Origin of the sequence: Shewanella indica (genome assembly GCF_002836975.1) — a bacterium.
Lineage (GTDB): Bacteria > Pseudomonadota > Gammaproteobacteria > Enterobacterales > Shewanellaceae > Shewanella > Shewanella indica.
The window spans coordinates 52,141-78,611 of sequence record NZ_NIJK01000032.1; the positions used below are offsets into that span (position 1 = coordinate 52,141).

The 26,471-nt window shown below is 52.9% G+C and carries 19 protein-coding genes; 7 read left to right on the forward strand and 12 right to left on the reverse strand.

The window, feature by feature from the left end:
* The first annotated feature begins 16 nt into the window (after positions 1-16).
* The 3 genes from CX650_RS10715 to CX650_RS10725 all read left to right on the forward strand — a co-directional run bounded on the left by CX650_RS10715 (position 17) and on the right by CX650_RS10725 (position 4,868).
* On the forward strand, positions 17-1,384 hold the full coding sequence (locus CX650_RS10715; protein ID WP_101095801.1) for a sigma-54-dependent transcriptional regulator: 1,368 nt from the start codon (positions 17-19) through the stop codon (positions 1,382-1,384).
* Between the two features lie 41 nt (positions 1,385-1,425).
* Complete coding sequence (locus CX650_RS10720; RefSeq protein ID WP_071477426.1) at positions 1,426-2,190, forward strand: DsbA family protein; 765 nt, start codon at positions 1,426-1,428, stop codon at positions 2,188-2,190.
* A 383-nt stretch (positions 2,191-2,573) separates the two neighbouring features.
* Positions 2,574-4,868, forward strand: a complete 2,295-nt coding sequence (locus CX650_RS10725) for a hypothetical protein (RefSeq protein WP_101095802.1) — start codon at positions 2,574-2,576, stop codon at positions 4,866-4,868.
* Positions 4,869-4,970: 102 nt separating this feature from the next.
* Here the strand turns inward: CX650_RS10725 and CX650_RS10730 are convergent, their stop codons facing one another.
* The 6 genes from CX650_RS10730 to CX650_RS10755 all read right to left on the reverse strand — a co-directional run bounded on the left by CX650_RS10730 (position 4,971) and on the right by CX650_RS10755 (position 14,813).
* Positions 4,971-7,916, reverse strand: coding sequence for an NEW3 domain-containing protein (locus CX650_RS10730; protein WP_101095803.1), 2,946 nt, complete (start codon positions 7,914-7,916; stop codon positions 4,971-4,973).
* A gap of 465 nt (positions 7,917-8,381) precedes the next feature.
* On the reverse strand, positions 8,382-9,107 hold the full coding sequence (locus CX650_RS10735; RefSeq protein WP_101095804.1) for a BUD32 family EKC/KEOPS complex subunit: 726 nt from the start codon (positions 9,105-9,107) through the stop codon (positions 8,382-8,384).
* 275 nt (positions 9,108-9,382) lie between these two features.
* Positions 9,383-9,562, reverse strand: a complete 180-nt coding sequence (locus CX650_RS10740; RefSeq protein WP_039035097.1) for a Trm112 family protein — start codon at positions 9,560-9,562, stop codon at positions 9,383-9,385.
* A gap of 4 nt (positions 9,563-9,566) precedes the next feature.
* Complete coding sequence (lpxK, locus tag CX650_RS10745; protein ID WP_071477430.1) at positions 9,567-10,580, reverse strand: tetraacyldisaccharide 4'-kinase; 1,014 nt, start codon at positions 10,578-10,580, stop codon at positions 9,567-9,569.
* Positions 10,581-12,380, reverse strand: a complete 1,800-nt coding sequence (gene msbA / locus CX650_RS10750) for a lipid A export permease/ATP-binding protein MsbA (protein ID WP_071477431.1) — start codon at positions 12,378-12,380, stop codon at positions 10,581-10,583.
* Between the two features lie 33 nt (positions 12,381-12,413).
* Positions 12,414-14,813 carry a DNA internalization-related competence protein ComEC/Rec2 gene (locus CX650_RS10755; RefSeq protein WP_308428162.1) on the reverse strand — a complete coding sequence of 800 codons (2,400 nt, stop codon included), beginning with the start codon at positions 14,811-14,813 and terminating at the stop codon, positions 12,414-12,416.
* Positions 14,814-14,842: 29 nt separating this feature from the next.
* On the opposite strand from CX650_RS10755, the gene CX650_RS10760 reads away from it, so the two are divergent.
* Positions 14,843-15,349, forward strand: a complete 507-nt coding sequence (locus CX650_RS10760) for a DUF2062 domain-containing protein (protein WP_039035101.1) — start codon at positions 14,843-14,845, stop codon at positions 15,347-15,349.
* Between the two features lie 166 nt (positions 15,350-15,515).
* Here the strand turns inward: CX650_RS10760 and lolE are convergent, their stop codons facing one another.
* The 3 genes from lolE to CX650_RS10775 are packed head-to-tail and all read right to left on the reverse strand — an operon-like array spanning position 15,516 to position 18,713.
* Complete coding sequence (lolE, locus tag CX650_RS10765; protein ID WP_101095806.1) at positions 15,516-16,775, reverse strand: lipoprotein-releasing ABC transporter permease subunit LolE; 1,260 nt, start codon at positions 16,773-16,775, stop codon at positions 15,516-15,518.
* On the reverse strand, positions 16,772-17,488 hold the full coding sequence (gene lolD, locus CX650_RS10770; protein ID WP_101095807.1) for a lipoprotein-releasing ABC transporter ATP-binding protein LolD: 717 nt from the start codon (positions 17,486-17,488) through the stop codon (positions 16,772-16,774). Before lolD ends, lolE begins: the two co-directional genes overlap by 4 nt.
* Entirely contained in the window at positions 17,481-18,713 is a 1,233-nt protein-coding gene (locus CX650_RS10775) for a lipoprotein-releasing ABC transporter permease subunit (protein WP_101095808.1), read from the reverse strand. The genes lolD and CX650_RS10775 overlap by 8 nt, the downstream gene beginning before the upstream one ends.
* 96 nt (positions 18,714-18,809) lie before the next feature.
* Here CX650_RS10775 and CX650_RS20405 point away from each other — a divergent pair, with 96 nt between their 5' ends.
* From CX650_RS20405 to CX650_RS10790, 3 genes are read left to right on the forward strand one after another with little or no spacing between them, the layout of a single operon-like run.
* Complete coding sequence (locus CX650_RS20405) at positions 18,810-19,406, forward strand: hypothetical protein (RefSeq protein ID WP_101095809.1); 597 nt, start codon at positions 18,810-18,812, stop codon at positions 19,404-19,406.
* Positions 19,407-19,459: 53 nt separating this feature from the next.
* Positions 19,460-22,924 carry a transcription-repair coupling factor gene (gene mfd, locus CX650_RS10785; RefSeq protein ID WP_101095810.1) on the forward strand — a complete coding sequence of 1,155 codons (3,465 nt, stop codon included), beginning with the start codon at positions 19,460-19,462 and terminating at the stop codon, positions 22,922-22,924.
* The gene (locus tag CX650_RS10790) at positions 22,924-24,054 is read left to right on the forward strand and encodes a CsiV family protein (RefSeq protein WP_101095811.1); all 1,131 of its coding nucleotides are present in this window, start codon (positions 22,924-22,926) and stop codon (positions 24,052-24,054) included. Before mfd ends, CX650_RS10790 begins: the two co-directional genes overlap by 1 nt.
* On the opposite strand, the gene CX650_RS10795 is transcribed toward CX650_RS10790, so the two are convergent.
* From CX650_RS10795 to nagZ, 3 genes are all read right to left on the reverse strand, one after another.
* Positions 24,055-24,327, reverse strand: coding sequence for an acylphosphatase (locus tag CX650_RS10795; RefSeq protein ID WP_101056694.1), 273 nt, complete (start codon positions 24,325-24,327; stop codon positions 24,055-24,057).
* Positions 24,328-24,630: 303 nt separating this feature from the next.
* Positions 24,631-25,191: an alpha/beta hydrolase YcfP gene (ycfP, locus tag CX650_RS10800; protein WP_101095812.1), complete on the reverse strand. Its 561-nt coding sequence runs from the start codon at positions 25,189-25,191 to the stop codon at positions 24,631-24,633.
* 82 nt (positions 25,192-25,273) lie between these two features.
* Complete coding sequence (gene nagZ / locus CX650_RS10805) at positions 25,274-26,290, reverse strand: beta-N-acetylhexosaminidase (RefSeq protein ID WP_101095813.1); 1,017 nt, start codon at positions 26,288-26,290, stop codon at positions 25,274-25,276.
* Between the last annotated feature and the right edge of the window lie 181 nt (positions 26,291-26,471).

The window sequence follows — 26,471 nt, forward strand, 5'->3', positions numbered from 1 at the left end:
AGGGATCTGAACGCTCATGAACCAAGATGTTCCAAGCGATTCTAAAGGGTCCAGAATCAGTCGGCGTAACATATTGGTCCTGGATCCTGTCGATGGCTTGCCTGATATTGCCGCCGAGTTGGCACCCTTTGGCTGGCATTGCTTCAAGGCACAGCGAGCCCATGATGCATTGACCCTACTGGGTCAATACGACATCAGGGTAATTGTTGCCGTCATTGAAACCAGTAGCCATAGGTGCCAGGCCAGAGAAATAGCCGAGATCCAAAGAAAACACCCCAAATTGCAATGGTTGGCGGTGACAGATGGCATATTGGACACAAGTTGTAGCTGGCTATTGTCGGCAAACTTTATCGATTACTACCACAAGCCTTTGAGCTGGTGCCGCTTCAATGACTCTCTGGGGCATGCCTGGGGTATGTCACAACTGGCGAGGAACAATCCCACCGTCGCCATTGATGGCGCCCCGCTGACCGCGATTGAAGGCAAGCACCCACTGATCCAAACCTTGCGGCGGGATCTGGAAAAACTGGGACAATCTGACGATACGGTACTTCTCAGCGGTGAAACCGGCTCAGGAAAAGGCCTTTGTGCCAAATGGTTGCATTTTCTGTCCCATCGCCGTCAAGGCCCTTTCGTTACCCTCAACTGCGGCGCCCTGCCCGCAAGTCTGATCCAATCAACGCTGTTTGGCCATGAAAAAGGCGCCTTTACCGGGGCAGACAAGCGCTATATAGGACATTTGGAACAAGCTGATGGTGGCACCCTGTTTCTGGATGAAATCGCCGATCTGCCGCTGGACCTCCAGGTGAATCTGTTGCACTTTCTCGATGACAAACAAATTATGCGGATAGGCGCCTGCCATCCACAGACAGTCAACTGCCGAATGATATTTGCCTCCCATCAGGACCTTGAAAACGCCGTCGATGAAGGTCGATTTCGGGAAGATCTCTATCATCGCCTCAATGTATTGCGGCTACATGTCCCCAGCCTGAGGGAGTACAAAATCGATATCATTCCCATGGCTGAACGTTTTTTGCAAAGCATCCCGGGCAATGCCAGTTCACTGGTATTCAGTAACGAAGCCCTCAATGCCATTCATAATTACAACTGGCCGGGTAATGTCAGGGAACTGCAAAACCGTATTCGCCGTGCAGCCGTCATGGCCGAAGGCACAGAGATCTCAGCCAAAGCCCTGGGGCTGGATAGAATAAAGGAGCATAACCCTGATATAGATCTGGCCAAACAGAGGGATAACCTGGATGCCGAAGTACTGCTCAAGGCCATTGCCGATAACCGCCACAATATCTCTGCTGCGGCCCGACAACTCAATATTTCCAGAACGACCTTCTATCGCTTGATAAAGAAGTGTCAAATTCAACTCTGATGCTGCCAGGGAGTCAGTGGCAGCCACTAAAGGAGCTCACTATGTTCAATCATCCGCTGATGTTTATCTGGCTTCCACTACTGTTGCTGTCTGGATGTCAGCCACAGCAGCCGTCCTCTTCAGAGCAGGAACTTAAACAATCTATGGCTGAGATCAAACTCCAACTGATCCAAATGGAAAAACAAATCAAGGAGATCCATGAAATAGCTACAGCATCAACAACCCCTAAAGCCAAAGAGTTGCCGCCCTTGGCAGACCTGGATAATCAAGGCAAGCTACCCTCCTTGGGTCAATCTGAAGCACCAATCGTCATAGTGGAGTTTTCAGACTTTCAATGTCCCTATTGCAAACGCTTTTTGGATCTCAGCTTTCCCAAACTCAAGCAGCAATATATAGATACAGGTAAGGTCAGATACCTGGTTCGCAACTTTCCGCTAAGCTTTCACGCCAATGCCGAAAGCGCTGCTATTGCAGCAGCCTGTGCCGGCAAACAAGATAGTTACTGGCCAATGCGAGAACAACTTTTTGCCAATATTACCCGGCTCAATCCTGAACTCTATTTAAGTAGTGCCAAGCAGCAAGATTTACAACTGCCGGACTTTGAAGCCTGCCTTGATGATCCTGCCATTAAGGCGAGTGTCATGGCAGATCTCCAGTACGGTCAGCAATATGGCGTCACCGGCACCCCAAGTTTTATCATAGGTCGAGTAAGTAATAACCAGATGCAGACACCCAAGTTATTGGTAGGAGCTCATCCCTACGAAGCCTTTAGTGCCATTTTGGATAAATTACAGCAGGATAATTAGTCTGACGCCTCATCCCACCGACTCACTTCCCCCCTCAGCTCCAAACAAACTGGCCTGCGCTACACGCAGGCCAGCTACTGAACAAGTGATACAAGCTGAAACATACTCAAGCATCTGATTCTAAAGCAAGCCATTCACAGTGTTCCAAAGACGAAACACCCAGACTGTTACACCTGGCAGACAAAAAATAGAAAACACATAAAAATCAAAATATTAACTATATGGAATGACGTTTGCTTATCAGGGAGGCGTTTGGATATTTGCTGTGCGAATCCGGCCATTCCTTTGGGAAGCCTTAACCGGTGATGTTACTCGATTGCAGCAAGCTCACTAAAATGTGCGGCCACTGTCAGTGGCCAAACAAACTTCGGAGGGATAGCAAGATGAAACTATTCCAGTGTAACTGGCTGATCAGGGCTCTGGGTGTCGTCCTGATTGGCGGCGCCTCGCTTTACGGTGCCTCGAGTTTGACGCCCGTCAACGCCTCCTTCTTCCCGCAACAGTTCGATCAAGCTTGTATGGCCGAACAAGCGGGATTTGCCCTCAATTGTACAGCCAATGATGTCAGGGTAAGTAAGGTGGATAATATCCGTAACCTGGATGGTACCACGCCGGTAGAGTGCGTACTGGGTGACGATGTAACTTTCCTGGCAGATGTGACCATTACCACTACGGCTAATCAAAGGTATGACTATTCCGTCTATCTGCCGGAAGGCAGTTGGAGCGCTCAGGACTCAGATCCCAATAATGAGTGTTCAATTCTGCTCGGGCGTACCAATGGTCCCGGCGTTGACCTGGAAGAAAACCTCGATGCCTGTGCCGATATCAGTAAAGCTGCAGGTTATGATGCCACTCATGTCTACGCCGGCGAGCAGATCACCCTGTTCTGTCGCGATGATGATAACTCAGGCAAGGCTGAGTTCAATTACTGTGCCGCCTGGCACAACAAAACCGGTGCCGATTGCAGTGAAAACAATCCCGCTGCCCCCGGCACACCATCCAAGTGTCGTTGCGATGCGTTTGATATCGACGTCTTTATCAAACCCAACCCACCTGTGATCAATAAAAAACTCATCACCAGCAATACCCAAAATGAACCCGGAGGCACTTACACTTTTGAGTTGAGTTTCAACAACCCCAATGCCCAAACTTCACTATTCATCACTTCGTTAAGCGATGAAGTGGATATTGGTGCCAATGGTACCTATGACACTTCACTGAACTTGTGGAGTGCAGGCGGACCTGTGGGAGCCAGTGATGGTGTATACCTAAAATCCTCCAACTGTACTCAACCGGCGAATGGTGGCGAAATTCTGCCAAGTGGGTCTTATAGCTGTCAGTTTACTGTTCATATAGTCGATAGGGACTTGCCGGATCTTGCTCCTAATATCGAGTTGTATGATGACTTGATTAAACTGGCGCTGGAAGACAAAAACGGCGATGACGTCATCGACAGCAACAGCTGCGCTGCGGTTAATGGCATAGACGGTGAACACTGCTCCAATGTGGTCCAGGTACAAGTTGAAAACCTGAACCCCTCCATCACAGTGTTGAAAACTGCAAACCCGGATCAGGTTCCTGAGTCAGGCGGAAACGTGACTTATACCGTCAGGGTCAATAACACTGCCGAAGCCTATGATTCACCACTTGAACTCTTCTATTTGGTAGATGACAAGTTTGGTGATCTCAATGGCAAAGGGAGTTGTAGTACTTATCTCGATATCGCCTACGGTAGTTACTATGAATGTAGCTTCACCGAATTTATCAGTGGCACCGGCGCCGGTTCTCACACTAATACTGTGACTGCCAAGGCCTATGACGATGAGATGATAGAAGCTATGGCTGCCGACTCAGCCACAGTGGTTATCAATGATATTCCTTCCATGATCACCTTGGATAAGAGTGCCGATCCTACTTCTGTACTGGAAACAGGTGATGACCTCTCTATCTTCCGTGATGTGGAGTTTACCTTCCTGTTTGGTGTTAAAGATCAAATCAATGGTCAAAACACTGTTGATACCGTGACCTTCAACACCTTGGATGACTCTGTATTTGGTGATCTTACCGCTAAATGTGAAGTAGACACTGTTGACGGCTTGCCATATGGTCCGGCGCCACTCGCTGGTTTAATGCTGGATCCCGGTCACAATGCCAGTTGTACCATCACACTGCAGGTGCAAGGAAACAGGACAGATATACATACCAATCTGGCAACCATATACGGTACAGATGAAGATGGCCAGGCCGTGGATGCCATGGATGATGCCACCGTAACCTTTACCCCAGGGTCACCCGCAGTTGATATGGACTTTGCCGCCAGTATGTTGGTGGTACTGGGTATGCATAATGCCGACGTGAACAATGCCAACCTGACTATGCTCACCGCTGCAGGTGTCGATGTGTTCCCAGGTGCCGATATGCCCGGTTTCAAACTGATTAATTCGGGCGGCACTTTCGAAGGCGTCAACTATGGTTCCTGTGCATTAAACCATCCATTTGGTTACACAGGTTCTGGAACAGAAGACTACTTCTGTGCCTTTACCATAGAATTTAAACCCGGTTTGGAAAACACAGACCCTATCGTCTTCCTGGGTGATGTGATAGTGAAACTGGTTAACAGTAAAGGAGATGAATCTACAGCCGATGTGACCATTCAAGTCGGCACCAATGAGAACTAGCCGGCTCAGGCGTTCTCCAATACAAAAAGCCAAGGGTATTACCCCTTGGCTTTTCCACTCTTGGCTTCAGCCAGTTTGATTGTCATACAAAACCAAAATCAACTAGTGCTTACCCTTTCCCTTATTGCCACCTTGGCTGCTACCGGAATCTGTCGAGCTCAAACTGATGGTCACAATTGCGGTTGCACTCTCTTTACCATCAGAAATGGTATAGCTGAAACTATCTGTGCTCTTGAAACGTTTACCCGGTGTGTAACTTATCTGTCCATTAGCCAACAGCTCGACCGTGCCCAGGCTGCTGCGACCAACTGACGTAACCTGCAAAACATCTTCATCCGCGTCTGTGTCATTGCCAAGCACATTGATACTCACCGCCGACTTACTGGCGATACTGACGCTATCATTCACTGCTTCAGGGGCGGAATTCACTGGAGCAGCAATTGAAAACAAGGCTTCAGTACTTGCCTGGTAACCACTATCAGCATTATCCAAGACTCTGAACGTCAGCCCATAATCACCGGCTTCAGCATTAGCAGCAGAAATCACTGTCACAGAAACCGTTTTGCTCTCTCCCGGAGCCAGGTTCAGATCCTGACTGTTACTACTCCATCCGGCGGGAACATCGGCCAAAATGCGATAGCTGGACGCCTGGCAACTGCCACTGTTTTTATTGCTGACAGTCAGTTGGTAGCTTTGAGCAGCCCCGGCAGCGACCGCGACATCCGGACCAACGACCGAGACCAATGGCGCCACCAAACTACAAGGTGTTTTCACTGCATAGCTGGCCAAGGCCGAGCTCTGGTACTCAGGGGCATCGTTCTGCACAGCTGCCAAACTAAAATTGTATACCCCATCGGAACTCTGTTCACTGGAGGTAATCTGAATACCGACATTGGCACTCTCCCCCGGGGCCAGAATAACGCGACCGCTGTTTGCCTGCCAACCGCTGGGTAAAGCCGCCGTCAGTCGATATTCTGTCGCCTCACAACTCGTGTTGCTGTTGTTGGTCAAAGTCCCCTGATAAGTTACCGTCTCCCCCGGTACAGCAATCACATTGGCCTGCTCCAGTGCCCAGGATGGTGCAGCCAATTCACAAACCGCAGCGACTTCGTCCACCATATATCCAAGCAGTACTTCACTCTGGTAACCACTATCGGCTTGATTGGCGGCAACCACAGAAACTTCATAAAGGCCAGGCGTAACATCTGCAGCCGAACTCAAGCTAAAGCTCACGGGTTGACTTTGACCCGGAGCCAACTCAACACTGCTCCCTTGGAATTGCCAACCTGCAGGTACTGAAGCATTCAGCGCAAACACACTGGCAGCACATTCCAGACTATCTCTGTTGGTCAGTATTGCGTTATAGGTAACCAAGGTTCCCGGCTGAACCCACTGCGGGGTTTGCTGCTCAAGCACCAGCTCAGGCGCAGCTGCCACACAGGCCCTCCCCTGGTAATCAACATAAACTCCAGCACCGTTGGCATCGGCAAATTCAGTGGTAAAACTCACGCCGGCATCGTTATCTGTGTAACTGTTGCCGACAACCAGGGCAGCATCGTCGAGGTCAAACAGGCTACTCTGCGGGGTCATGTCCAGTAATTGACTGCTCTCGATATCCTGATCGCTACTGTTAAGGTGCACCAGCACGCCTTGAGTCACAGCCTTGCCTGCCATAAAGGCATCAAACCCCAGAGGCTGACGATACTCAAGATAGTACCAAAGCGGCTCACCACTCAAACTGTCTGTGCCACGACGAACTTTCAGGCCGCGAGCCCCCCCTTGCGCATCACTTTCATAGGGGGCCAGCTGAAAACTACCGGCTTCATCGGCGCTGACAATATCGCCCCGCTCTTCGGTCAACCAACCTAAGCGGGCCTTGTTCAACAAATTGAAATGTCCTTCCGACTTACCCATGATGTCCAGCGTATCGCCATAGGTAATGGCAACACAGGAATCACTCAAATAGCCGCTACCACAGTTAAGTTCTTTGGCATGTTTCAAGCCCAGGTTATGCCCAAGCTCATGCCCTATGGTCATCAAATTCAGTTCACCGTTGATCCAGGCTCTGGAGGGACTACCACCTACCGTCCCCTGACCACGCCAACTGCAACTACTGTTCTTAGGCAGGAGATAAACCAAACGTGAGTACTGACTCAGATCAAAACCTGCATCTTTGGCGGCTTGTTGGGCATAACTGTCCATTCCAAAATAATCACAGTTAGTGTCGATTGGCAAAGTCAGATAGTCGCTAACATCACCACTGAGCCAGGTCTGACCGTATGAGGCTTCCAGGTAATAATCATTGACTCTACCGAACACCATCTGCTTAACTTCCTCGATACTCCAAGGTTGCAGGTTCGGGTTATCCTGGAAGTTAAGCAGCAATACCAAGAGTTTTTGCTCACCCGTGGTGCCACTGAGTACAGCCCCGGTACCCTTGACCAGGTTTTGGCTTTGCGTTTCATCCAAAGCCAAAACCTGTAAATTTTCCGGTTTGGTAAGAACTACAGCCTTGGGCTCTTGTGCCGCATCTTTAAACTGCCAACCTTTTACCCTGACTTGAATACCGGTTTTCAATGCAGCTTCGGCCTTGGGCAAAAACAGCTCCACTGAGGTTTCGCCACTGGTGAGGAAGTATCTGAGTTTATGACCATCACCTGTCGCCAACTCCTCATAAATAACCTCAAGCTTCCCCTGAAACTCTTGTTCGGATGCAAAAAAAGTTTGTAACTCAGTTGGGCTCTGGGTTCTGAGAGACTCTGGTAATATCAGCCCCAAAGCAGCCTGAGGCTGGCTACGCACCAACTCAAGCATGGCCATTTGTCTGGACTTGGCCAGAGATTGCAACAAGGCAATATCTTTCTTGGATCTCAATCCTCTGGCGAGAGCTTGGGATTGAGAAATCGCCTGTTGTTTCAGTTGAGTGGCGGGCGTTGCATTAAACCCGGCATGTCTATGGGAGTTCTTTTGTATACCGTTAGGGGACTGAGCCAATACCGGCATGGCAAGCAACAAGCTGCTAAGCAGCAGAAGAACTGAACGGGTCATATCTGTCTCTCAGGCAATACAAAGCCCTGCAAACCTAAAAAGGTTCTTGCAGACTTTGCATATGGTTTACAGGGAAGCCAAGTAACTCTTTAGATTTCCTTTCCGCCGTGAATGAGGACTTGCTTCGAACTTAGCCCAGGATCTCTTCGAATCCTTAGGAGGACGACATTCTATAAAACCAGCCTATATTTTGTACACCCCTCAAAACCCTTGAATTTAGCGGCTTTGGGGAGTTTTCCTTGTAAAACAGACCTTAATAAAGATTAAAAAATAAACTGGTTTGACCAGATTATTTTTTGACATTATTCATAATGTTAATGAAAAGTAAACTTGAATAAGTGTTTTTTTCTGCCATTACAGTTCGTTATTAGATAAAGTCAAACTTACATCCAATAACATTTTTTTGACACCCTGTTTTCAACTTCAAACAGGACACGTCCCGAGTGAAACTAATCAGACAGAAATTTAGAGGGGAATATTGCGAAAATGCCACAACACCCAATAGATGGGCTTAAGGTCGCGGCCGCCGATATCACGAAAAGGCCGCAGCAACAGATATAACCACTGCCAACTGATCAGGAAACTTTTGGCCTCACGCCAGATAGCTTCACCGCCGGCTTGGCGATAACTGGCTATCACCTGGGTTATCGCTTCATTGGCGGGCCCCATATAGCGGTATAAGCTGTGAATATACACCAGCAGATCCCTTATCTGCTGCATCAGCATGTCTTGACCCTTTTGAGTGGCTTCAAAATCGATAAAAGTCACCTGCCCTTGCTGCCAACTGATATCTCTGAGCGCCGGACGGCCATGGGCCAGTCCCATGCTGTGTAAACCAGCCAGCGCAGCGGCGCTGTCATTGAGGATCTGTTGCATGCCCGGTTTATCTTGCGACTTGAGTATCAACCATTCTCTGACTGTTACCCCAACATCCTCCACCACAAAGTAGCCCTTGTCGGCCTGAACAATACGCGGCACCGGGGCTGAGCAACTGGCCAGGTGCTCCAGAGTCTGTTTCTCTTTTTCCAGCGCCAGTTGGGGATTGGGTTTCAACACCCGCATGGCTCCCTGCAGTGTCTCGGCTTGTTTAAGCCAGTACTTTTTACCCTCATATTCAAACGAGCAAATACGTTCCCCGGGATGAGCTTCCAGCACCCGCAGAACATATTGATTGAATTTGGGTTGAGTCATCTACAGGGTTTCCTTCAAAGAGTTTGTTGTAAGTCACAGAAAATACTTATTAGTATCTTAGGGCGTGGCGTTCGAAGCAAACTAACTCAAGATAAACTCTTGTTATTTAACGAATCCCAAGTGAAATTCGCCACAAATGGTTAATAATGAAAACAGCAAAAAAATAGGATTAACAAGCTGTGAACAAATCAACTGCTACTAATGAGGGGGCTAGCGGATAGGCTTTTAGCAGGCTCCGATCAGCAAGGCTGATCGGAGTTTAAGAGCGGGAACTATTACTGTTTTTCTTGCCAAGGTTCGGCCTTGTCAGCCAACAACACAGGGATCCCGTCATTGATAGGGTAAGCCAGCCTATCTGCCTTACAGATAAGTTGTTGTGCCTGCTTGTCATATTCCAGTCTGCCTTTACATACCGGGCAGGCTACGATTTCCAATAGTTTCTTATCAAACGCCATCAGACTATCCTTTTTGGTTTGCCTTTTGTTTGTTTGCCATCGCCTCCCGCACCCGGGTCAGCAATTGGGCATCGAATTGGGGTGATAGCTTGGCATTGACGGCCAGATACCACCAGTGTTGTTTTGCAAATTCGCGACACTTGATCGCATCTTTTTCTGTCATCAGCAGTGGCAGCTCGTCACCAAGGGCGGTCAAGGCCTCTGGGCTGTAGGCCTGATGATCGGCAAAGACCTCTTGGGCTTCAAGCTTGAACCCCATCCGAGAGAGGGTTTCAAAAAAACGTTCCGGATTACCAATACCCGCCATAGCCTTTACCGCCATAGGCGCTGTGGGGGCCTGAGCCTGGTTTTCCCCTGCAACACTCAGCACTGCGCCGGGTATAAGCTGCATACCAAACTCTCTGACGGTATCGCTGGCTTCGCCGTTATGGATTACCAAGTCGGCAGTTTCCAAGCGCCAGGCGCCTTCTCTCAAGGGGCCCGCCGGCAGTAACATACCATTGCCCAAGCGGCGGCTGGCATCGACAACCACCACTTCGATATCCCGCGCCAGTCGATAGTGCTGCAAACCATCATCACTGATAATAATATCCACCTCAGTGGACGCCAGCAGCAACTCGGCGGTGGCGATACGATCCACTCCCACGGCCATAGGCACTTGAGTGCGGGCCACTATCATCGCCGGCTCATCGCCAAAATCGCTCGGATTGGCCCCGGGAGGCACCAGCCTAGGTTCGGTTTGACCACTGCCATAACCACGGCTTATCACTCCGGGCCGATAGCCATAGTGCCTTAGCAACTCTATCAGATAGATGACGGTTGGCGTCTTGCCGCTGCCGCCGACAGTGATATTACCGACTATGATCACAGGTACAGGCAGAGTTTGCGAGGCCTTGAGTCCAAACTTAAACCCCAGACGTCTCAGGCCGCTGAGCAAGGCGAACAACCAGGAAAGCGGCCAAAGCAACCACCTTGCCCAATGCTTGTGATACCAGATACGGTTAAGCAGAGCTTCCACTTAACCTCCAAATTGCATCTGGTACAGCTTGGCGTACGTCCCATCCTTTTCCAACAGACTCTGGTGAGTACCGCGCTCGAGGATCTTACCCTGATCGACCACCAAAATCTGATCGGCACTCTCAATGGTCGACAGTCTGTGGGCAATCACAATCGAGGTGCGATTGCGGCGCAGGTTATCCAGCCCCTTTTGAATCGCCTTCTCTGATTCGGTATCCAGTGCCGAGGTTGCCTCATCGAGGATCAACACAGGGGCATCTCTGAGGATGGCTCTGGCAATGGCGATCCGCTGGCGTTGACCACCGGACAGCATCACGCCGTTCTCACCTATCTCGGTATCCAATCCTTGGGGCAAGGTTTCGATAAACTCCATCGCATAGGCCAATCTGGCAGCGTTTTCTATCTGCTCCCGGGTAGCCTCGCCTGGGTAAGCATAAGCAATATTGTTGGCTATGGTGTCGTTGAACAGGGTGACCTGCTGCGACACCAAGGCGACCTGGCTACGCAGACACTTGAGTGAATAGTCGTAAATACTGACATCATCCAGGGTGATCTCCCCCTGCTTGAGCCCGGTGTAGAAACGGGTCACCAGACTGGCGATAGTCGACTTGCCCGAGCCTGAACGGCCCACCAGCGCCAGAGTCTGTCCCTGACGCACTTCAAAGTCGATATTCTCTAGCGCCAAACGCTCCTGCCCGGGATAACCAAAGCTGACATTATCGAAACGCAGATTGCCCTCAACCCGCTCTACTGTGTGGGTACCGCTATCGGATTCCCCCGGGGTATCCAGCAGCTCAAACACTGTGGTACAGGCGGCAATACCCCGTTGAAACTCGGCGTTGACCCGGGTCAGGTTCTTGATAGGCTGCAACATAGCCAGCATGGCGCCCAGGATAGTGGCAAAGGTACCCGCCGTCAGTTCATCCTTCAGACTGTCAAAGCTGGCAGCATAGAGCACAAAGGCCAATGCAAAGGAGCCTATGATCATGATAAGCGGCTGGCTGATGGCCTGAGCCGCCGCCAATTTCATGTTCTGATAACGGTTGTGATCGTTGACCTTGGCAAAGCGATCGGCCTCTGTCTTCTGACCACCGAAAGACAATACGTTCTTGTGGCCCTTGATCATCTGCTCGGTCACAGCAGTCACCGAGCCCATGGCCCCCTGGATCTGCCGCGATACTTTACGGAAGCGGCGGCTGACAACGGCAATCACCACCCCGATGAAAGGACCAATGATCAGAATACACAGTGACAGTTTCCAGGAGTAATAGAACATCAACCCCAGCATGCCTATGACAGTAACGCTGTCTCTCACCAAGGTGATCAGCGCACTGCCGGAGGCTCTGGCAATTTGCTCTGTGTCAAAGGTCACTTTGGAGATCAAGGAACCTGTGTTTTCCCTGTCCATATAGCTGACAGGCAGCGACAGTATGTGTTCAAACACCTGCTGACGCATGTCCTGAATAAGCTTGGCGCTGATATAAGAGATGCCATAGGTAGAGACAAAGTTGGCCACCCCCCGAAGACTGAATAGCCCCACTACCACAAAGGGGGCCATGGTCAACACATCCGAGCTGGCATTAAACCCTTTGGAGGTGCCCAGCTCGACGCCGGCCACGACAGAATTATTGGCAAACCCCTCATCGATAAAAGGTTTCACAAAAGCGATAAAAGTAGCGTCCACAACCCCATAGGTGATCAACGCCAGAATCGAGATGACAAATACCCCTTTGAGGGGCTTGAGATAGGTCAGCAAACGTCTGAAAACTGTCCAGACTTCACGTTGTTGAGATGTGCTCATCAGCGAAACTATATTTATGACAAAGTCGCCATTCTACTCTGGATTCCCTGCCATACCAAACCCAAACAAGCGGTTATACCAAAATGGCGCCAGATCCTGGCGGTAACTGTGCACTGTGTAACCTTGCCCATCAAAGTGGATACTCACCTGCCCCAGCTCGCCGGAAATCAAGGCTTGGGCGCCAAAGGCCCGATACCTCAAACGTATCTCCTCCTTGGGAAATCCCCAGCGATTGCCATGCCCGGCCGCAAACAACACCCACTCAGGTGCTATTGCGCCGATAAACTCAGGGTGAGATGAGGTGCGACTGCCATGATGGGGCGCCAGTAAAATATCACTCTCAAGTGAGCCTTTTCCATGCAATAAGGCGACCTCACCGGCCAGTTCTATATCCCCCGGCAGCAGCACGCTATGATGACCATCGAAGAGCTGCAGCACGCAAGAGCCGTTATTGCCAGGCTCAGGTACTTGGGGGCCAAGAAAGTTCAGCTCTATCCCTTGCCAATCGAGCATCCCCGGGCGGCAGCCCCTGTGCCAACGCTTTGAATAACGGCTCTTGAGCTCAGACACATCGGTGATCAACCCTGCCTTGTCAAAGGCCTGCATCAGCACTTGGGCGCCACCGGCGTGGTCATTATCGCCATGGCTGATAATCAGGTAATCAAGTTTGGTCACGCCTTTGGCACCAAGAAAAGGCACTATCACCCGCTCGGCGTAGCTGAAACGCTCGCCAAAGGCCGCACCTGTATCATAAAGCAATGCATGTGGCCCTTTTTGTACCACCACAGCCAGCCCCTGGCCCACATCCAACATATGCATTTGCCAGCCCTTGGGTTTGAGCAGGCCAAGCCATAGCCCGAGCTGCAGTACAAAGGGTAATATCAGCAGCATCGCCACGCCCCGGCCCTTGGGCAACATACGCCAACAAAACCATGCCGGAAACAACAATAGCGCCGCGGCGCTGAGAGCCTGCGGCAACATGAGCCAGCCACCGGGAAGCTGACTATTGAACTGCCATAATTTTTGCACCGGCCAGAGACTGAAAGCCGCCAGTTGCCAAGGCATAAGTGCCACAGCATCCATCCCCAAGGCGGAGAACACCGACCACAGCAGCAGTGCCAGCAGCGCCAGGGGGATCACCAGCAAACTGAACCAAGGCACCAACAGCAAGTTGAGCCACAGGCTGTGAACCGTCACGGCGCCGAAGAGTATCGCCTGCAGTAGCGACAGCCCCAGACAAAGGCGCCACTGTATTGCCCAGAATGCCAAGGCCCAGCGCTTGAGCTTGGCTGGCCAGTGGGTCAGTACTTGCTCCTGCTCCAGAGCCTTAGGATTATGAACTTGATAATTAAGGCTCAACAAAATTAACGCCAACGCCGAAAATGACAACCAAAAGCCGCCGCTGAGACTGGCCAAGGGATCTATCAAGAGTACGCAGGCCAGTGCCCACAACAGCCGCTCCCAGGCCGAGGTATAGCGCATCATTAAAGTCGATAACACCAGCAAACACAGCATCAACAAGGCTCTTTGGGTGGCAATGGCAAAACCTGCCAGATAGGCATAAAAGAGTGCCATCAGCAACGCCGCCAAAGATGCCAGTACCAGATTGCGCCGCCCATAGACAGGTGCCCAACGCTTGAGCGCTCCAAAACTCAGCAGATAACACCAGAAGGCGACAACCGAAAGATGCAACCCCGAAATCGCCACCAAGTGGGCATTACCGGACTGGCGCAACTCTTGCCAGCGCGCCTCAGAGAAGAGTGACCGCTCACCCAAGGTCAGCGCCAGCAGCAGATCGCCGCCCTCAATTTCGGCCAATACTGGAGTTAACTCCGTGACCAAACGTGCCCTGAGCCCAGTTGATGGCAACAGCCGCTCGGCGGATATTACCTGGCCTCTGGCGGTTATCCGCTCACCGAGCAGATAACGCTGACGATTGAAGCCGCCCTGATTAAGCACGGCGGCAAAGGATCTGGGTTTGACTTCAAACTGCCACACCTCACCCAATTGCGGCGATGGCAATGCATCTCCCTGCCAGCTCAAACGCCACTTTGGAGCCAGGGGCGCCCAAAGGGTTAAAGAATTATCATCAATTGGCCGAATATCCATGCGGATCCAGTCGCCGTTTGCAGAAACTAGTGATATGATTTCGCCCCGCAGTGTCTGATTAACAGACGTTTCAGAGCTGAATGATGAGTCAGTAAGGCTTTTAATATCAATGACTAACTGACAGTAAACACTGACCCACAGCACGCCGCCCAAAGCACCATAGAGCAAAGCACTTCCCTTGGGAACCCAGCTCCCGCTCCAGACTCTGAGGCACAGTACCAACAGCACTGCAATAATTGGCAATGAGAATAAGGGCGGTATCCAAGGCCAAAGCATGGCCGAAAGTACGGCGATGCCAAAGCCCGATAAGCATTGATTCATCATTGAGTAATTTAAGACAGCAATCTGAGCCTATGCCAAAAAAGATCATTCAGAGATTCATGCCCGATCCGGAGAAACTGAGGAATCATAAACACCTCAAGATCTTCGGCAGCCTGCTGAACAAACCCAATCTTTGGGCACTGAATCGCCGCTCTGCCCCCGGCGCCTTCGCCATAGGCCTGTTTGTTGCCTGGATGCCAATGCCGTTTCAAATGGTGCTGGCGGCGGCGCTGGCAATCTATTTTCATGTCAACCTGCCGGTGTCGGTCGCCTTGGTTTGGATTACCAACCCAGTAACTATGCCGGCCATGTTTTATCTGGCTTATTTGATAGGTGCCAAGCTGCTCAATCACCCGCCGCAGCAGTTTGTCTTCGAAGCCAGTTGGGCCTGGATAGAATCCTCCATCAGCACCATAGGCCCACCTTTCCTGTTCGGTTGTTTGGTATTGGGTGTGGTCAGTGCCCTGACGGGATATTTTGTGATCAAGAGTGCCTGGCAGTACTCCATCTATCTGCAGTGGCAAAAACGACGTAAGTAATTGCTGCTCGCTGTAACGTCACTGGAGCGGCCCAATTCAGAGATACTTCAGGGATACATAGTTTTAGCGCTAACCAAACTTGGCAACCCAAAGCATATTCAGCCAGTAAAAAGCAAGAACCCGGCCATGACCGGGTTCTTGCTTTTTAGGATTTGCCTGTCGCTTATCAGCGCCCGGCCAGGGCGGTTGCCGGGGCGATGCGACTGGCCCTGAACGCCGGATACAGAGTAGCTAGCAGACTCATCAGCAGCGCCATAGTGACCACGGCCAACACATCGGTGAGCTCGAGCCTGGATGGCAAGAAATCGATAAAATAGATATCCCCCGAGAGCAACTTATGCCCGGTCAACTGCTCAATCCCCTTGGCGATGGCCGAAAGATTCTTGGCCAGCAATACCCCCAACAAGGATCCTATGGCACAGCCAAGCACACCATTGAGCGCGCCCTGGACAATAAATACCAGCATCACGGCGCCGCGCTTAAGTCCCATGGTCATCAAGATGGCGATTTCCGAAGCCTTGTCACGCACCGCCATCACCAGGGTGGAGACTATGTTGAAACAGGCCACACCTATTACCAATGCCAGCACCAGATACATGACGGTGCGCACCAGCTGAATATCCTGGTAGAGGTGGCCCTGGGTGCGGGTCCAGTCGTTGAGATACAAAGTCTGGCTCTGGGCATAACCCAGCTCGCGAATCAGCCGCGGCGCTTCAAATACCCGCTCAACCTTGATTCTCACCCCGGTCACCTCGTCTGCAAGCCCTAGCAGGCGCTGGGCATAGGCCATGGGTACATAAGCTGTGGTGTATTCAAGCTCGCCGCCGAGACGAAAACTGCCGCTTATCAACAACGAATGACTGCGGGCCTGCGCCAGTTGACCACTGCCCTGACCATGGGGTGATGGCAGATAGAGGGTCAGGCGATCACCCACTTTAAGTCCCAGTTTGTCCAGCATTCCCTGGCCCAGCACTATATGATTGCTGTCGCCCTCAAGGCTCTGCCAGCTTTCCTGTGTCAGATACTGACTCAGGGTCGAAACCCGCGCTTCGGCCTCGGGGTTAACCCCCACCACAGACAAGCCGACAAAACCGCCCGGCTTTTGCACCAAGCCCTGCATGCGTACCAGCGGAGCGGCGGCGCTGATGCCGTCGATTTGCTCGGCGTCCGACACTATCTGACGCCAATCGTGAATAGGTTCGCGGACCTGACTCAACTCCCCTTGGGGCACAACCCCGAGCAAGCGCTGCTCCAGCTCGCGCTCAAAGCCGTTCATCGCCGACAGCACCAGAATAAGCACGGCAACCCCGAGGGCGATACCTGCGGTAGAAGCAAAAGAGATAAAACTGATAAAACTGCTGCTCTGGCGGGCACGGTAAAAGCGCCAGCCGATGACCAGGGGCAGCAAGGCGGGATGCGCCGTCATTGGCCCGCCTCCGGCGTCGACAAACGACCATCGACCATCTGCAGCTGCCTATCCATCCTGGCCGCCAATTGATGATCATGGGTTACCACCACAAAAGCCGTGCCCAGTTGCGAGGCCAGCTCGCGGATAAGCTCATAGACAGCCTCGCCGCTGTGGGCATCCAGGTTCCCTGTGGGTTCATCGGCAAGAACCACTTTGGGGCTGTTGATCAAGGCCCTGGCAATGGCCACCCGCTGGCGCTCACCACCGGAAAGCTCCGCCGGGGTGTGATCCAATCTATGTCCCAGCCCCACTCTTTCGAGCAAGGCCCTGGCCTGTGCTCGCACTTCCGCCTTGGGTCGACCGGCAATCAGCCCCGGCATGGCCACGTTTTCCAGGGCGTTGAATTCGGGTAACAGATGATGAAACTGGTAGATAAAGCCCATCGCCTGATTGCGCAGCTGTGCCTGGCGTGAAGCCGAAGCCTTGTATAAGTCCTCGCCCTCGAGCAATACCTGACCGGCAGAAGGCTTATCCAGGGTGCCAAGAATATGCAGCAAGGTACTCTTGCCCGAGCCAGAACTGCCGACAATCGCCAACTGCTCCCCCGGATACACCTTGAGGTCGACCTGCTCCAGCACCTTGGTGCTGAGCTTGCCTTCCTGATAACTCTTGCTGACGGCTTTGGCTTCAAGGAGCGCGGCTTGTTGCATGGTATTGATTCTCTTATTCATATCTAAGTGCAGTCGCAGGTTCTACCCGGGCGGCCCGAATGGCCGGGTACAAGGTGGCGGCCAGGGTCATCAGCAGAGTGCCGATGGCGATAAGCACCAGTTGCTGCGGTTCCAGCTGCACGGGTAACCTCTGCCCGGCGCCCAATACAGCAATCCCCAGGGTCGACAGCAGCGGATTGATGTTGAGGGTGGCCACTATGCCAACCCCGAGGCCCAGCGCCAGGCCTATCAGAGCGTTGAGGGAGCCCTGGGAGATAAAAATGGTCATGATATCCAGCCTGCCCAGCCCCTGGGTCTTGAGCACTGCGACATCGGCAGTTTTATCCACCACCATCATCACCAGCGCCGAGACAATATTGAAGGCTGCCACCGCGACAATCAGGCTTAACATCAAAGACATCATGTTCTTTTCCATCTTCACCGCGGCGAAGAGATGGCCATAACTGTCACGCCAGTCGCTGACGCTCACCTCAACGCCCTTAGCTTCGAACAAATGTTCAACCTTGGGCGTCAGCGCCGGGGCGCTGAAGGGGTCGCTCAGAAACAGCCTGAGATCCTGAATTTGCTTTGGCGACTGACGCATCAAACGGCGGGCATCTTCATAGTGCAGAAAAGCCACCCCGGCATCGACCTGAGAACCCATCTCAAAAATACCCGCCACTTCAAAAATTCGCTGGCTGGGAACCGGCCCAAGCGGCGAGTACACCACACCATCACCGCTGAGCAGGCGCAGCTTGTCTCCGGTGGCAACATTAAGCCGCCGTGCCAGCTCTGAGCCCAACAACACCCGGTAGCTGCCGCTGCTGAGCGAATCGAAGGCATCCAGATAAGCATGTTTGGCTACAACCGAGAGATTTTTTTCGGCCTCGGGGTAGATGCCATAGAGCTGCACCGCACTGATATTGTCGGCCGACTGGGCCATCGCCTGGGTGGTCGCAGAGGGCGCCAGCCCAAGCACGCCGGGCAATTGCTGTAAATCACCTTTAAAGCTTTGCCAGTCATCAAAAGAGTGGTCTGTATGTACTGTCAGTTGTGGAATGGCCCCCAGGATACGGGTCTTGAGCTGGCCTTCCAGGCCGTTCATCACAGAGCTGACAATAATCAATGCTGCCACCCCGAGAAAAATCCCGCTGACGGCGAAGAAGGTAATAAAGGAAGCAAAAGCGTTGGCCTTGCGGGCACGCCAGTAACGATAACCTATGTAAAATGAGAGTCCCGGATTCATGAGAGGGATAGCATGTCCTGTGCGCTGCGCTTGCTAAATCAATGAAGTGGGCACGATAATAGGTGGATTGACCGGGTAAATACAAGAGGCGGGACCTTGTTTCCTGAATCCAATCCATACTTCAGCGTGCCCCACGCCTTCGATGTCTATCTCAGCCTCTGGCCCAAGGACGCTCCCTTGCCGACCGAGAGCCAACTGCTGGCGATGCAATCCACCGGCTTGAAACTGATGAGCGAGGTCAAGGCGCTGGAAGCCGGCTGTTTGTTGCAGCTGAGGCAACTCGGCGATGAGGGCCGGGCGATAGTCGACTACCTCAAACTCCAGTCCCGTAAGATAGATCTGGTGTTACAGCACGTATTGGAGCAGGAGAGCCGCGAAGGCCAACACTGCCCCGGGGTGCAATTTGGCGGCAGCGGCGTGCGGGTACTGTTACCCCAGGCACTGGACGCCGGTACATTTTGCAAGCTGACCCTGTTTATTCGCGATGAAATCCTGTCCTTGCAGTGTATCGCCTCGGTGCGGGAATGCCGCGACGACCCAGACCATGAAGGCCAGTTTCTGGCCGATCTCGACTATCGGGTGATCCAGGATGCCGATATCGAACTCTTGGTCAAGGCCAGTCTCAGCGTGCAACAAAAGCAGCTCAAAAGGCGTAAGGCCAGTCAGGATCCCAACTGGCATGAGCCATCCTAAATCTCTACAATGGTGCGCAATCCATTCAGAATGAATCTGTTATCACATCTTCAATGAATAAGTTTTCTGTACTGGCGCCTGCGGGTGCCCCAAAGGCCGGCGAGATCCGCCATCTCGGCCTCGGTGAAGGCGTGGAACGCGCGCTGACCTTGGCCAACCTCGCCCGCCAACATCAAGGTGTCAGCCTGTTGGTAACAGCGGATACGCCAACCGCCCTGACACTGGAAGCCGAACTCAAATACCTTTTGGGTGATACCCTGCCCGTGTGGTTGTTTCCTGATCGGGAGACCCTGCCCTACGACAGCTTTTCGCCGCATCAGGATCTGATCTCCCAGCGGCTGGAAACCCTGTCAAGGTTGCCAAGTGCCAAGCGCGCCCTGGTAATAGTGCCCATCAACACCCTGATGGTGCGACTACCGCCCAAGTCTTTCCTGTCGGCCAATGTGATGTTGCTGAATAAGGGCGACAACTACAGCCTGCAACAGATGCGCGAGCACTTGGTCAGCGCCGGTTATCATCTGGTCGGCCAGGTTTATGAACATGGCGAATTTGCCATTCGCGGCTCGATTCTGGATATCTTTCCCATGGGCTCAGCCGAGCCGCTGCGAATTGAACTGTTCGATGATGAAGTGGAATCGATTCGCCATTTCGATCCTGAAACCCAACTATCCAAGGAACCCCTGTCGCAGGTACGGATGCTGCCGGCCAAGGAGTTCCCCACAGATGAACGGGCCATAGAAGGCTTCCGCCAGCGTTATCGGCGCTATTTTGAAGTATTGGTTAAAGAGCCCGAGTCCATCTATCAGCAGGTGAGCCGCCATTTGATGCCCGCCGGTATCGAAAACTACCTGCCCTTGTTCTTTGATGAAACCGCGACCCTATTCGACTATTTTGCCGGCGATGTGCAACTGCTGACGCTGGGCGACCTGCAGCAGGCCGCCGATGCACATCTGACGCAGGTGCGCAATCGCTATGAAGACAGGCGCGTCGATCCGCTGCGGCCCTTGCTGGCCCCGGCAGACCTATATCTGTTGACCGAGCAGCTGTTTGCCGCCTTCAAGCGCTGGCCAAGACTGCAACTGAGCCTGGTGGATGCCCAAAAACAGCAGCAATTGGCTGCAGTAAGCGCGCTGCCGGATATCTCGGTCAACCATAAGCTGAAGCAGCCCTTGCAGGCATTGGCCGACTATATCGCCTCGGCGGGCAGAGTCCTGCTGAGCGCCGAATCCGAAGGCCGCCGCGAGGCGCTGATGGAGTTGCTGGCCAAGATAGAGTTGCGCCCGGTACTGTTCCCGCATCTCAAGGCGTTTATCGACTCGGATGCACAGCTGGGGTTAATCGTCTCGCCCCTTGCCAAGGGCTGCGTACTCCATGAGCCCAAGCTGAGCATAATTTGCGAAACCGAGCTCTTCGGTCAGCGGATCTCCCAGCAGAGGCGGCGGGAAAAACAGCGCCAGATCAGCAGCGATGCCCAGATTAAAAACCTCGCCGAGCTCAAGGTCGGCCAACCCATAGTGCATCTGGAGCACGGGGTCGCCCTCTATCAGGGGCTGGAAACCCTGGATACCGGCGGCGTGGTGGCCGAATACCTCAAGCTGGAATACGCCGGTGGCGACAAACTCTATGTGCCTGTGTCATCGCTGCACCTCATCAGCCGCTACGCCGTGGCGCCGGATGAATCCCCCAACCTCAACAAGTTGGGCAACGAGAGCTGGGCCAAAGCCAAGAAGAAGGCGATAGAGCGCATTCGTGATGTGGCCGCCGAGCTGCTGGATGTTTACGCTCGCCGTCAGGCCCGCCCCGGCGAGGCCTGTGAACTGGATGAGGCCGAATACGCCCTGTTCGCCCAGGGTTTCCCGTTCGAAGAGACAGTGGATCAGGAAACCTCCATCGCCGCCGTTCTCGCCGATATGCAGTCACCGGTGGCTATGGACCGTCTGATCTGTGGTGACGTGGGCTTTGGCAAGACAGAAGTGGCCATGCGCGCCGCCTTTGTTGCCGTCAACGCCGGCAAGCAGGTGGTGGTGTTGGTGCCCACGACGCTGCTGGCTCAGCAGCACTATGAAAACTTCAAGGACAGGTTCGCCGACTGGCCGGTGCAGATTGAAGTCATGTCCCGTTTTCGCACCGCCAAAGAGCAGCAACAGGTGATTGCCGACCTGGCAAACGGCAAGGTGGATATTGTTATCGGCACCCATAAGCTGCTCAACAGCGAGGTAAAATTTGACGCCCTCGGCCTGCTTATCATAGATGAGGAGCACAGGTTCGGGGTACGGCAGAAAGAGAAGATCAAGGCGCTCAGGGCCAATGTGGACATTCTCACCCTGACGGCGACCCCAATTCCCCGCACCCTGAATATGGCCATGTCCGGCATGCGGGATCTGTCGATTATCGCCACCCCGCCGGCCAAACGCCTGGCGGTGAAAACCTTCGTGCGCGAATACGACAAGGCCAGTGTCCGTGAGGCCATAGAGCGGGAGATCCTCCGCGGCGGCCAGGTCTATTACCTGCACAACAATGTGGAGAGCATAGAGAAACGCGCCGAGGAGCTACGCGAGCTGTTGCCCGATGCCAGAGTGGTAGTGGCCCACGGCCAGATGCGCGAGCGCGAGCTGGAGCGGGTAATGTCAGATTTTTACCACAGACGCTACAACGTGTTGGTGTGTACCACCATTATTGAAACCGGTATCGATGTACCGAGCGCCAACACCATCATCATAGAGCGGGCCGACACCTTCGGATTGGCGCAGCTGCATCAGCTCAGGGGCCGGGTTGGCCGCTCCCATCACCAGGCTTATGCCTATCTGATGACCCCGCATCCGAAACGCATGACCTCAGATGCCCGCAAGCGCCTGGAAGCGATTGACGCCCTGGAGGATCTCGGCGCCGGCTTTATGCTGGCGACTCAGGATCTGGAGATCCGCGGCGCCGGTGAATTGCTGGGGGATGAGCAGAGCGGCCATATCTCCAAGATAGGCTTCAGCCTCTATATGGAGATGCTGGAGTCGGCGGTCAAGGCGCTGAAACAGGGCAAGGAGCCATCCCTGGCACAGATGCTCAACCAGCAGTGTGAAATCGAGCTGAGGATCCCGGCGCTGTTGCCGGAAGACTATGTGGGCGATGTCAATATTCGCCTGTCGCTCTACAAACGGATAGCCAACTGCACTACGGAAGCGGCGCTGGATGAGCTCAAGGTGGAACTGATTGACCGTTTCGGTTTGTTGCCTGAAGCCACCCGAAACCTGATGCAACTGACACTGTACAAGCATCAGGCCACCGCGCTCGGGCTGAAAAAACTCGATTTTCACGCCCGCGGCGGCAGTGTCGAGTTCAGTGACGATCATATTATCGATCCCGGCTTTATCATTGGCCTGTTGCAATCCCAGCCACAAATCTATCGAATGGATGGACCGAATAAGTTAAAGTTCACCCTGGCGGCCGAAAGCAGTAAAGAACGCCTGGATATGGTGGGTCTACTGCTGCAACAACTGGCACAACACACTGTGGGAGAAAAATAGTGTATCGAAATATGCTGGCAACCCTGGCTCTGGGGCTGACACTTTCGCCTGTATTGCAGGCGGCACAATATCCTTGGTACGAAGTCGAGGTATACCTGTTTGAGCGCCCCGGGCCAAGCACGGAAAAGTGGCCGGATACGCCGCTGGAGCTCAAGCTGAACAAGACCATAGACTTGATCACTCCCCAGGTCGCCACCGAAATCAGCTCGGGCAGCATGGCTGGGGGAGACTGTGACCCGCAATGGCAATCTCAATCCGCAGGCAGCGCAGCAGATAAGGCTCTCAATAACGATGCCTCCGGCTCACAGCGCGGCCGCCCCCATCAGGCAGGCCAAGTGATATCTCTGGCCCAGGCCGATAACACGACTCAAGCGGATGCCACCGCTTTGCCTTGCCAACAGCGGCAAGCGGAAATCCGTATGCCCAAGCAGTTGCCTGTGAATATCAGCCCCAGAGACAGCAGCACAGCCGCCCAACCCGGCGCCCTGCTGCTCAGTGAAAGTCGGGCCCAATTTGGCGGTGTTATCAATGCCCTCAAGCGGCAACGCGGTTTGAAAGGGCTTTTGCATCTCACCTGGCAGCAACAGATGAAACCCCGCCACAGAGCCGAGGCACTGCATCTCTTTGGTGGCCGTAACTTTGGCTCAGACTTCAAGCTTTCAGGCTTGCCCCAGAGCCAGTTGGACACGGCTTCGAACTCATCTTTGAATGGTTTATCAGAAGACTTATCTGAAGAAAAACTGCCTGAGCAAGCATTGGACAATGGCCTGAGTGAACCAACTCAAATGGGCAGTGAGGAATATGCAGCGCTTGGGAGCTTGATGGTGCCGCAAACGCCCAAGGCTGTGTGGGAGCTTGATGGGCTTTTGAATATCTATCTCAGCCATTATCTCTATGTGGAAACCCGCTTTAACCTCAGGGAAGCCGGCTATAAATCTCTGGCCACCCAGGAAGGTGAGCCTGAGCTGCAAACTCCCTTTCTTTACAGCATTCCCATGGAGCAAAATCGCCGTATTCGCAGCGGGGAAATACACTACTTCGATCATCCCAGAATGGGGATGATCCTACAGGTAAGACGTATGGCCCAGCCAGGCAGCCAAACTCAAGCCGATAGTGGCGAAGAGCTCTGATCAGTGACTGATAGAGAAGTCGAGGTAGATCTCATCTGCCTCGTCTTCTTCCACATAGACACTATCGACCCGCGCCTGAGGTGGCCCCTGTTCGCACCAGGTTATTAAGTGATCGACGGCCGGATAAGCCCCCTGCGCCAACACTTCAACCGAACCATCTTCTTTGTTGCGCACATACCCCGTCACCCCCAGTGACTGAGCCTTTTGCTGGGTAAAACGTCTGAAACAGACTCCCTGCACCTTGCCTTTTACAGTCAGCAGCACCCGCTTCATGGGCGTCTCCTTGTGGCTTCATTATCTTGCTATGCTTATAAATCAAGCAGTTGATTAACAAAAAAGCAAAAAAAACAGCTAACAAAAGAGTGTTAGCTGCATCGGGCGACATACGCAAAATGTCCGGTAATTTTGCAACCACAAAGCGTAACACTTTGTATCAAAACCACCATAAAACGTAACTTTACACAGCTAAAGACCCGATGCAACCAACGCAACAAACGGAACAAACGGAACAACAACCCGAACCCCTCTCGTGACATCGATCACAAAAAGGGCTTGTTTTACCGCACAAAAGAGGGTTTAACCGACGCGCTCTACACCCTCATTCTGCTTGAAGGCTTTTATCTGAGTCAAATGGCTCGCCAGCGAGGCAAACTTATGACTCTGCTGCTTATCCCAAACCACTTCATAATAGCGGCTGAGCAAAGCATGACTGCGGGTGCTATCCAAAACTTCATCCTCGGTCGACAGCAGGCACAGGGCGCGGTTACGGTTCTTGCTGCGAAAATCGGTCACGCACTTGCTGGCAATATCGGCGTACTCTTCCGGCCTGTCTATCTTGCCGGGCATGTTTTCCTCCGGCCACAGATTGGGGTTGACCAATATCGCCTTGAGCCCGGACAGGAAAGCAATTCGTTCGGCCCAATAGGCCCCCAGCCCCACACCTATGATCAATGGCTTGGGATCGTCAGTGAGTTTAAGCTGCTTACTGACCTCATTCAGCAGATGCTGCATATCGTGTCTGGGATGCTGGGTGCTGTAGCTGATGAGACGCACATCATCATCAATAAACTGTAACTGCCTGACTTTTTCATGATTACCCGGGCTGGTGGCATCAAATCCGTGAAAATACAAAATCATTTTGTTTCCTCAAGTCTCATTCCAGTCATGGTTATACAGGTTTCAAACTAACCAAGTTAGTTTGCGCCTATATTGTGCCAAATCAATTTTTTGTGGATGAAATCCTTGCCGCCAGCTCGCGGGCTCGCTCCCAGCGCGCTTCATCCTGCAATGCCTGCATCACCTTAGCAGGGTCGGCCCTCAACGTTGCAGCCGGGAAAGGATTGCTCTCTGGCCAAGGGAAGTCTCCCAGAAGGCTTCTGGCGCCCTCAGGGTCATTGCATACCAATACCATGTTACAACCGGCATCCAGTGCCGCTCTGGCCCTGGCCTGATAGTCTCCGGCGACCGCCGCCCCTTTCATGCCGAGATCGTCCGAGAAAATCACTCCATTAAAGGCCAGTTTGCCGCGCAGCTCCTGCTGGAGCCAAAAAGATGAAAATCCGGCGGGGTTTGGGTCTACTTCGGGATAAATCACATGAGCCGGCATAATACCTTGGAGCATCTCCTTGGCGATCAGCTGTGAAAAAGGCTGCATATCACACTCGGCAATCTCTTGATAGCTGCGCGGGTCGACCGGCTGGGCAATATGGGAGTCGGCCTCGACGCTGCCGTGGCCGGGAAAATGTTTGCCCACTGCGGCCATACCGGCCTCAGTCATGCCTTCAATAAAGGCTGTTGCCAGCGCAGTGACCTGCTCGGGTTTTGAGGCGAAACTGCGGGTGCCTATCACCTGACTGATGCCATTGAGATCGAGCACAGGGGCAAAGCTTAAATCTATGTCGCAGGCCAATAGCTCGACGGCCATCAAAAAGCCCAGCTCTTTGGCCCAGGTTGACGCCAGCTGAAGCGAACCTGATGCGGCCGGCAATATATCGCCCATGGCCGGGATTTGGGTAAATCCCTCGCGAAAACGCTGTACCCTGCCCCCTTCATGATCGACGGCAATTAGCAGTTCGGGACGCACCCGACGAACCGCGCGGATCAGGGCTATCAGTTGCTCTCTGTCTTGGTAATTACGGCTGAAAAGAATTAGGCCGCCAACGGCCGGATGTTGCAGGACAGACGCCTCCTCTTGGGTCAACTCGACAGAGGCAAGATCCAGCATTAAGTGACTCATAAACATCTCCAACAGGGTACCGCGCATGAAAGCGACTGAAAAAGGTACGAAATGGTGTTAGCCCCGATACAGGTATGGCAGCAAGGAAAGCGCAACCAGGGTCAATCCCTTTGTTAGCAAGGCTAATGCAACCTTAGCTTAATAAGAATAACTAATGATATTCCAGGCCAAAAGTATGGGA

Coding starts and splice junctions, on each gene's coding strand:
- CX650_RS10715 (WP_101095801.1), top strand. CDS start 17: ATGAACCAAGATGTTCCAAGCGATTCTAAAGGGTCCAGAATCAGTCGG.
- CX650_RS10720 (WP_071477426.1), top strand. CDS start 1,426: ATGTTCAATCATCCGCTGATGTTTATCTGGCTTCCACTACTGTTGCTG.
- CX650_RS10725 (WP_101095802.1), top strand. CDS start 2,574: ATGAAACTATTCCAGTGTAACTGGCTGATCAGGGCTCTGGGTGTCGTC.
- CX650_RS10730 (WP_101095803.1), bottom strand. CDS start 7,916: ATGACCCGTTCAGTTCTTCTGCTGCTTAGCAGCTTGTTGCTTGCCATG.
- CX650_RS10735 (WP_101095804.1), bottom strand. CDS start 9,107: ATGACTCAACCCAAATTCAATCAATATGTTCTGCGGGTGCTGGAAGCT.
- CX650_RS10740 (WP_039035097.1), bottom strand. CDS start 9,562: ATGGCGTTTGATAAGAAACTATTGGAAATCGTAGCCTGCCCGGTATGT.
- msbA (WP_071477431.1), bottom strand. CDS start 12,380: ATGAGCACATCTCAACAACGTGAAGTCTGGACAGTTTTCAGACGTTTG.
- CX650_RS10755 (WP_308428162.1), bottom strand. CDS start 14,813: ATGATGAATCAATGCTTATCGGGCTTTGGCATCGCCGTACTTTCGGCC.
- CX650_RS10760 (WP_039035101.1), top strand. CDS start 14,843: ATGCCAAAAAAGATCATTCAGAGATTCATGCCCGATCCGGAGAAACTG.
- lolE (WP_101095806.1), bottom strand. CDS start 16,775: ATGACGGCGCATCCCGCCTTGCTGCCCCTGGTCATCGGCTGGCGCTTT.
- lolD (WP_101095807.1), bottom strand. CDS start 17,488: ATGAATAAGAGAATCAATACCATGCAACAAGCCGCGCTCCTTGAAGCC.
- CX650_RS10775 (WP_101095808.1), bottom strand. CDS start 18,713: ATGAATCCGGGACTCTCATTTTACATAGGTTATCGTTACTGGCGTGCC.
- mfd (WP_101095810.1), top strand. CDS start 19,460: ATGAATAAGTTTTCTGTACTGGCGCCTGCGGGTGCCCCAAAGGCCGGC.
- CX650_RS10795 (WP_101056694.1), bottom strand. CDS start 24,327: ATGAAGCGGGTGCTGCTGACTGTAAAAGGCAAGGTGCAGGGAGTCTGT.
- ycfP (WP_101095812.1), bottom strand. CDS start 25,191: ATGATTTTGTATTTTCACGGATTTGATGCCACCAGCCCGGGTAATCAT.
- nagZ (WP_101095813.1), bottom strand. CDS start 26,290: ATGAGTCACTTAATGCTGGATCTTGCCTCTGTCGAGTTGACCCAAGAG.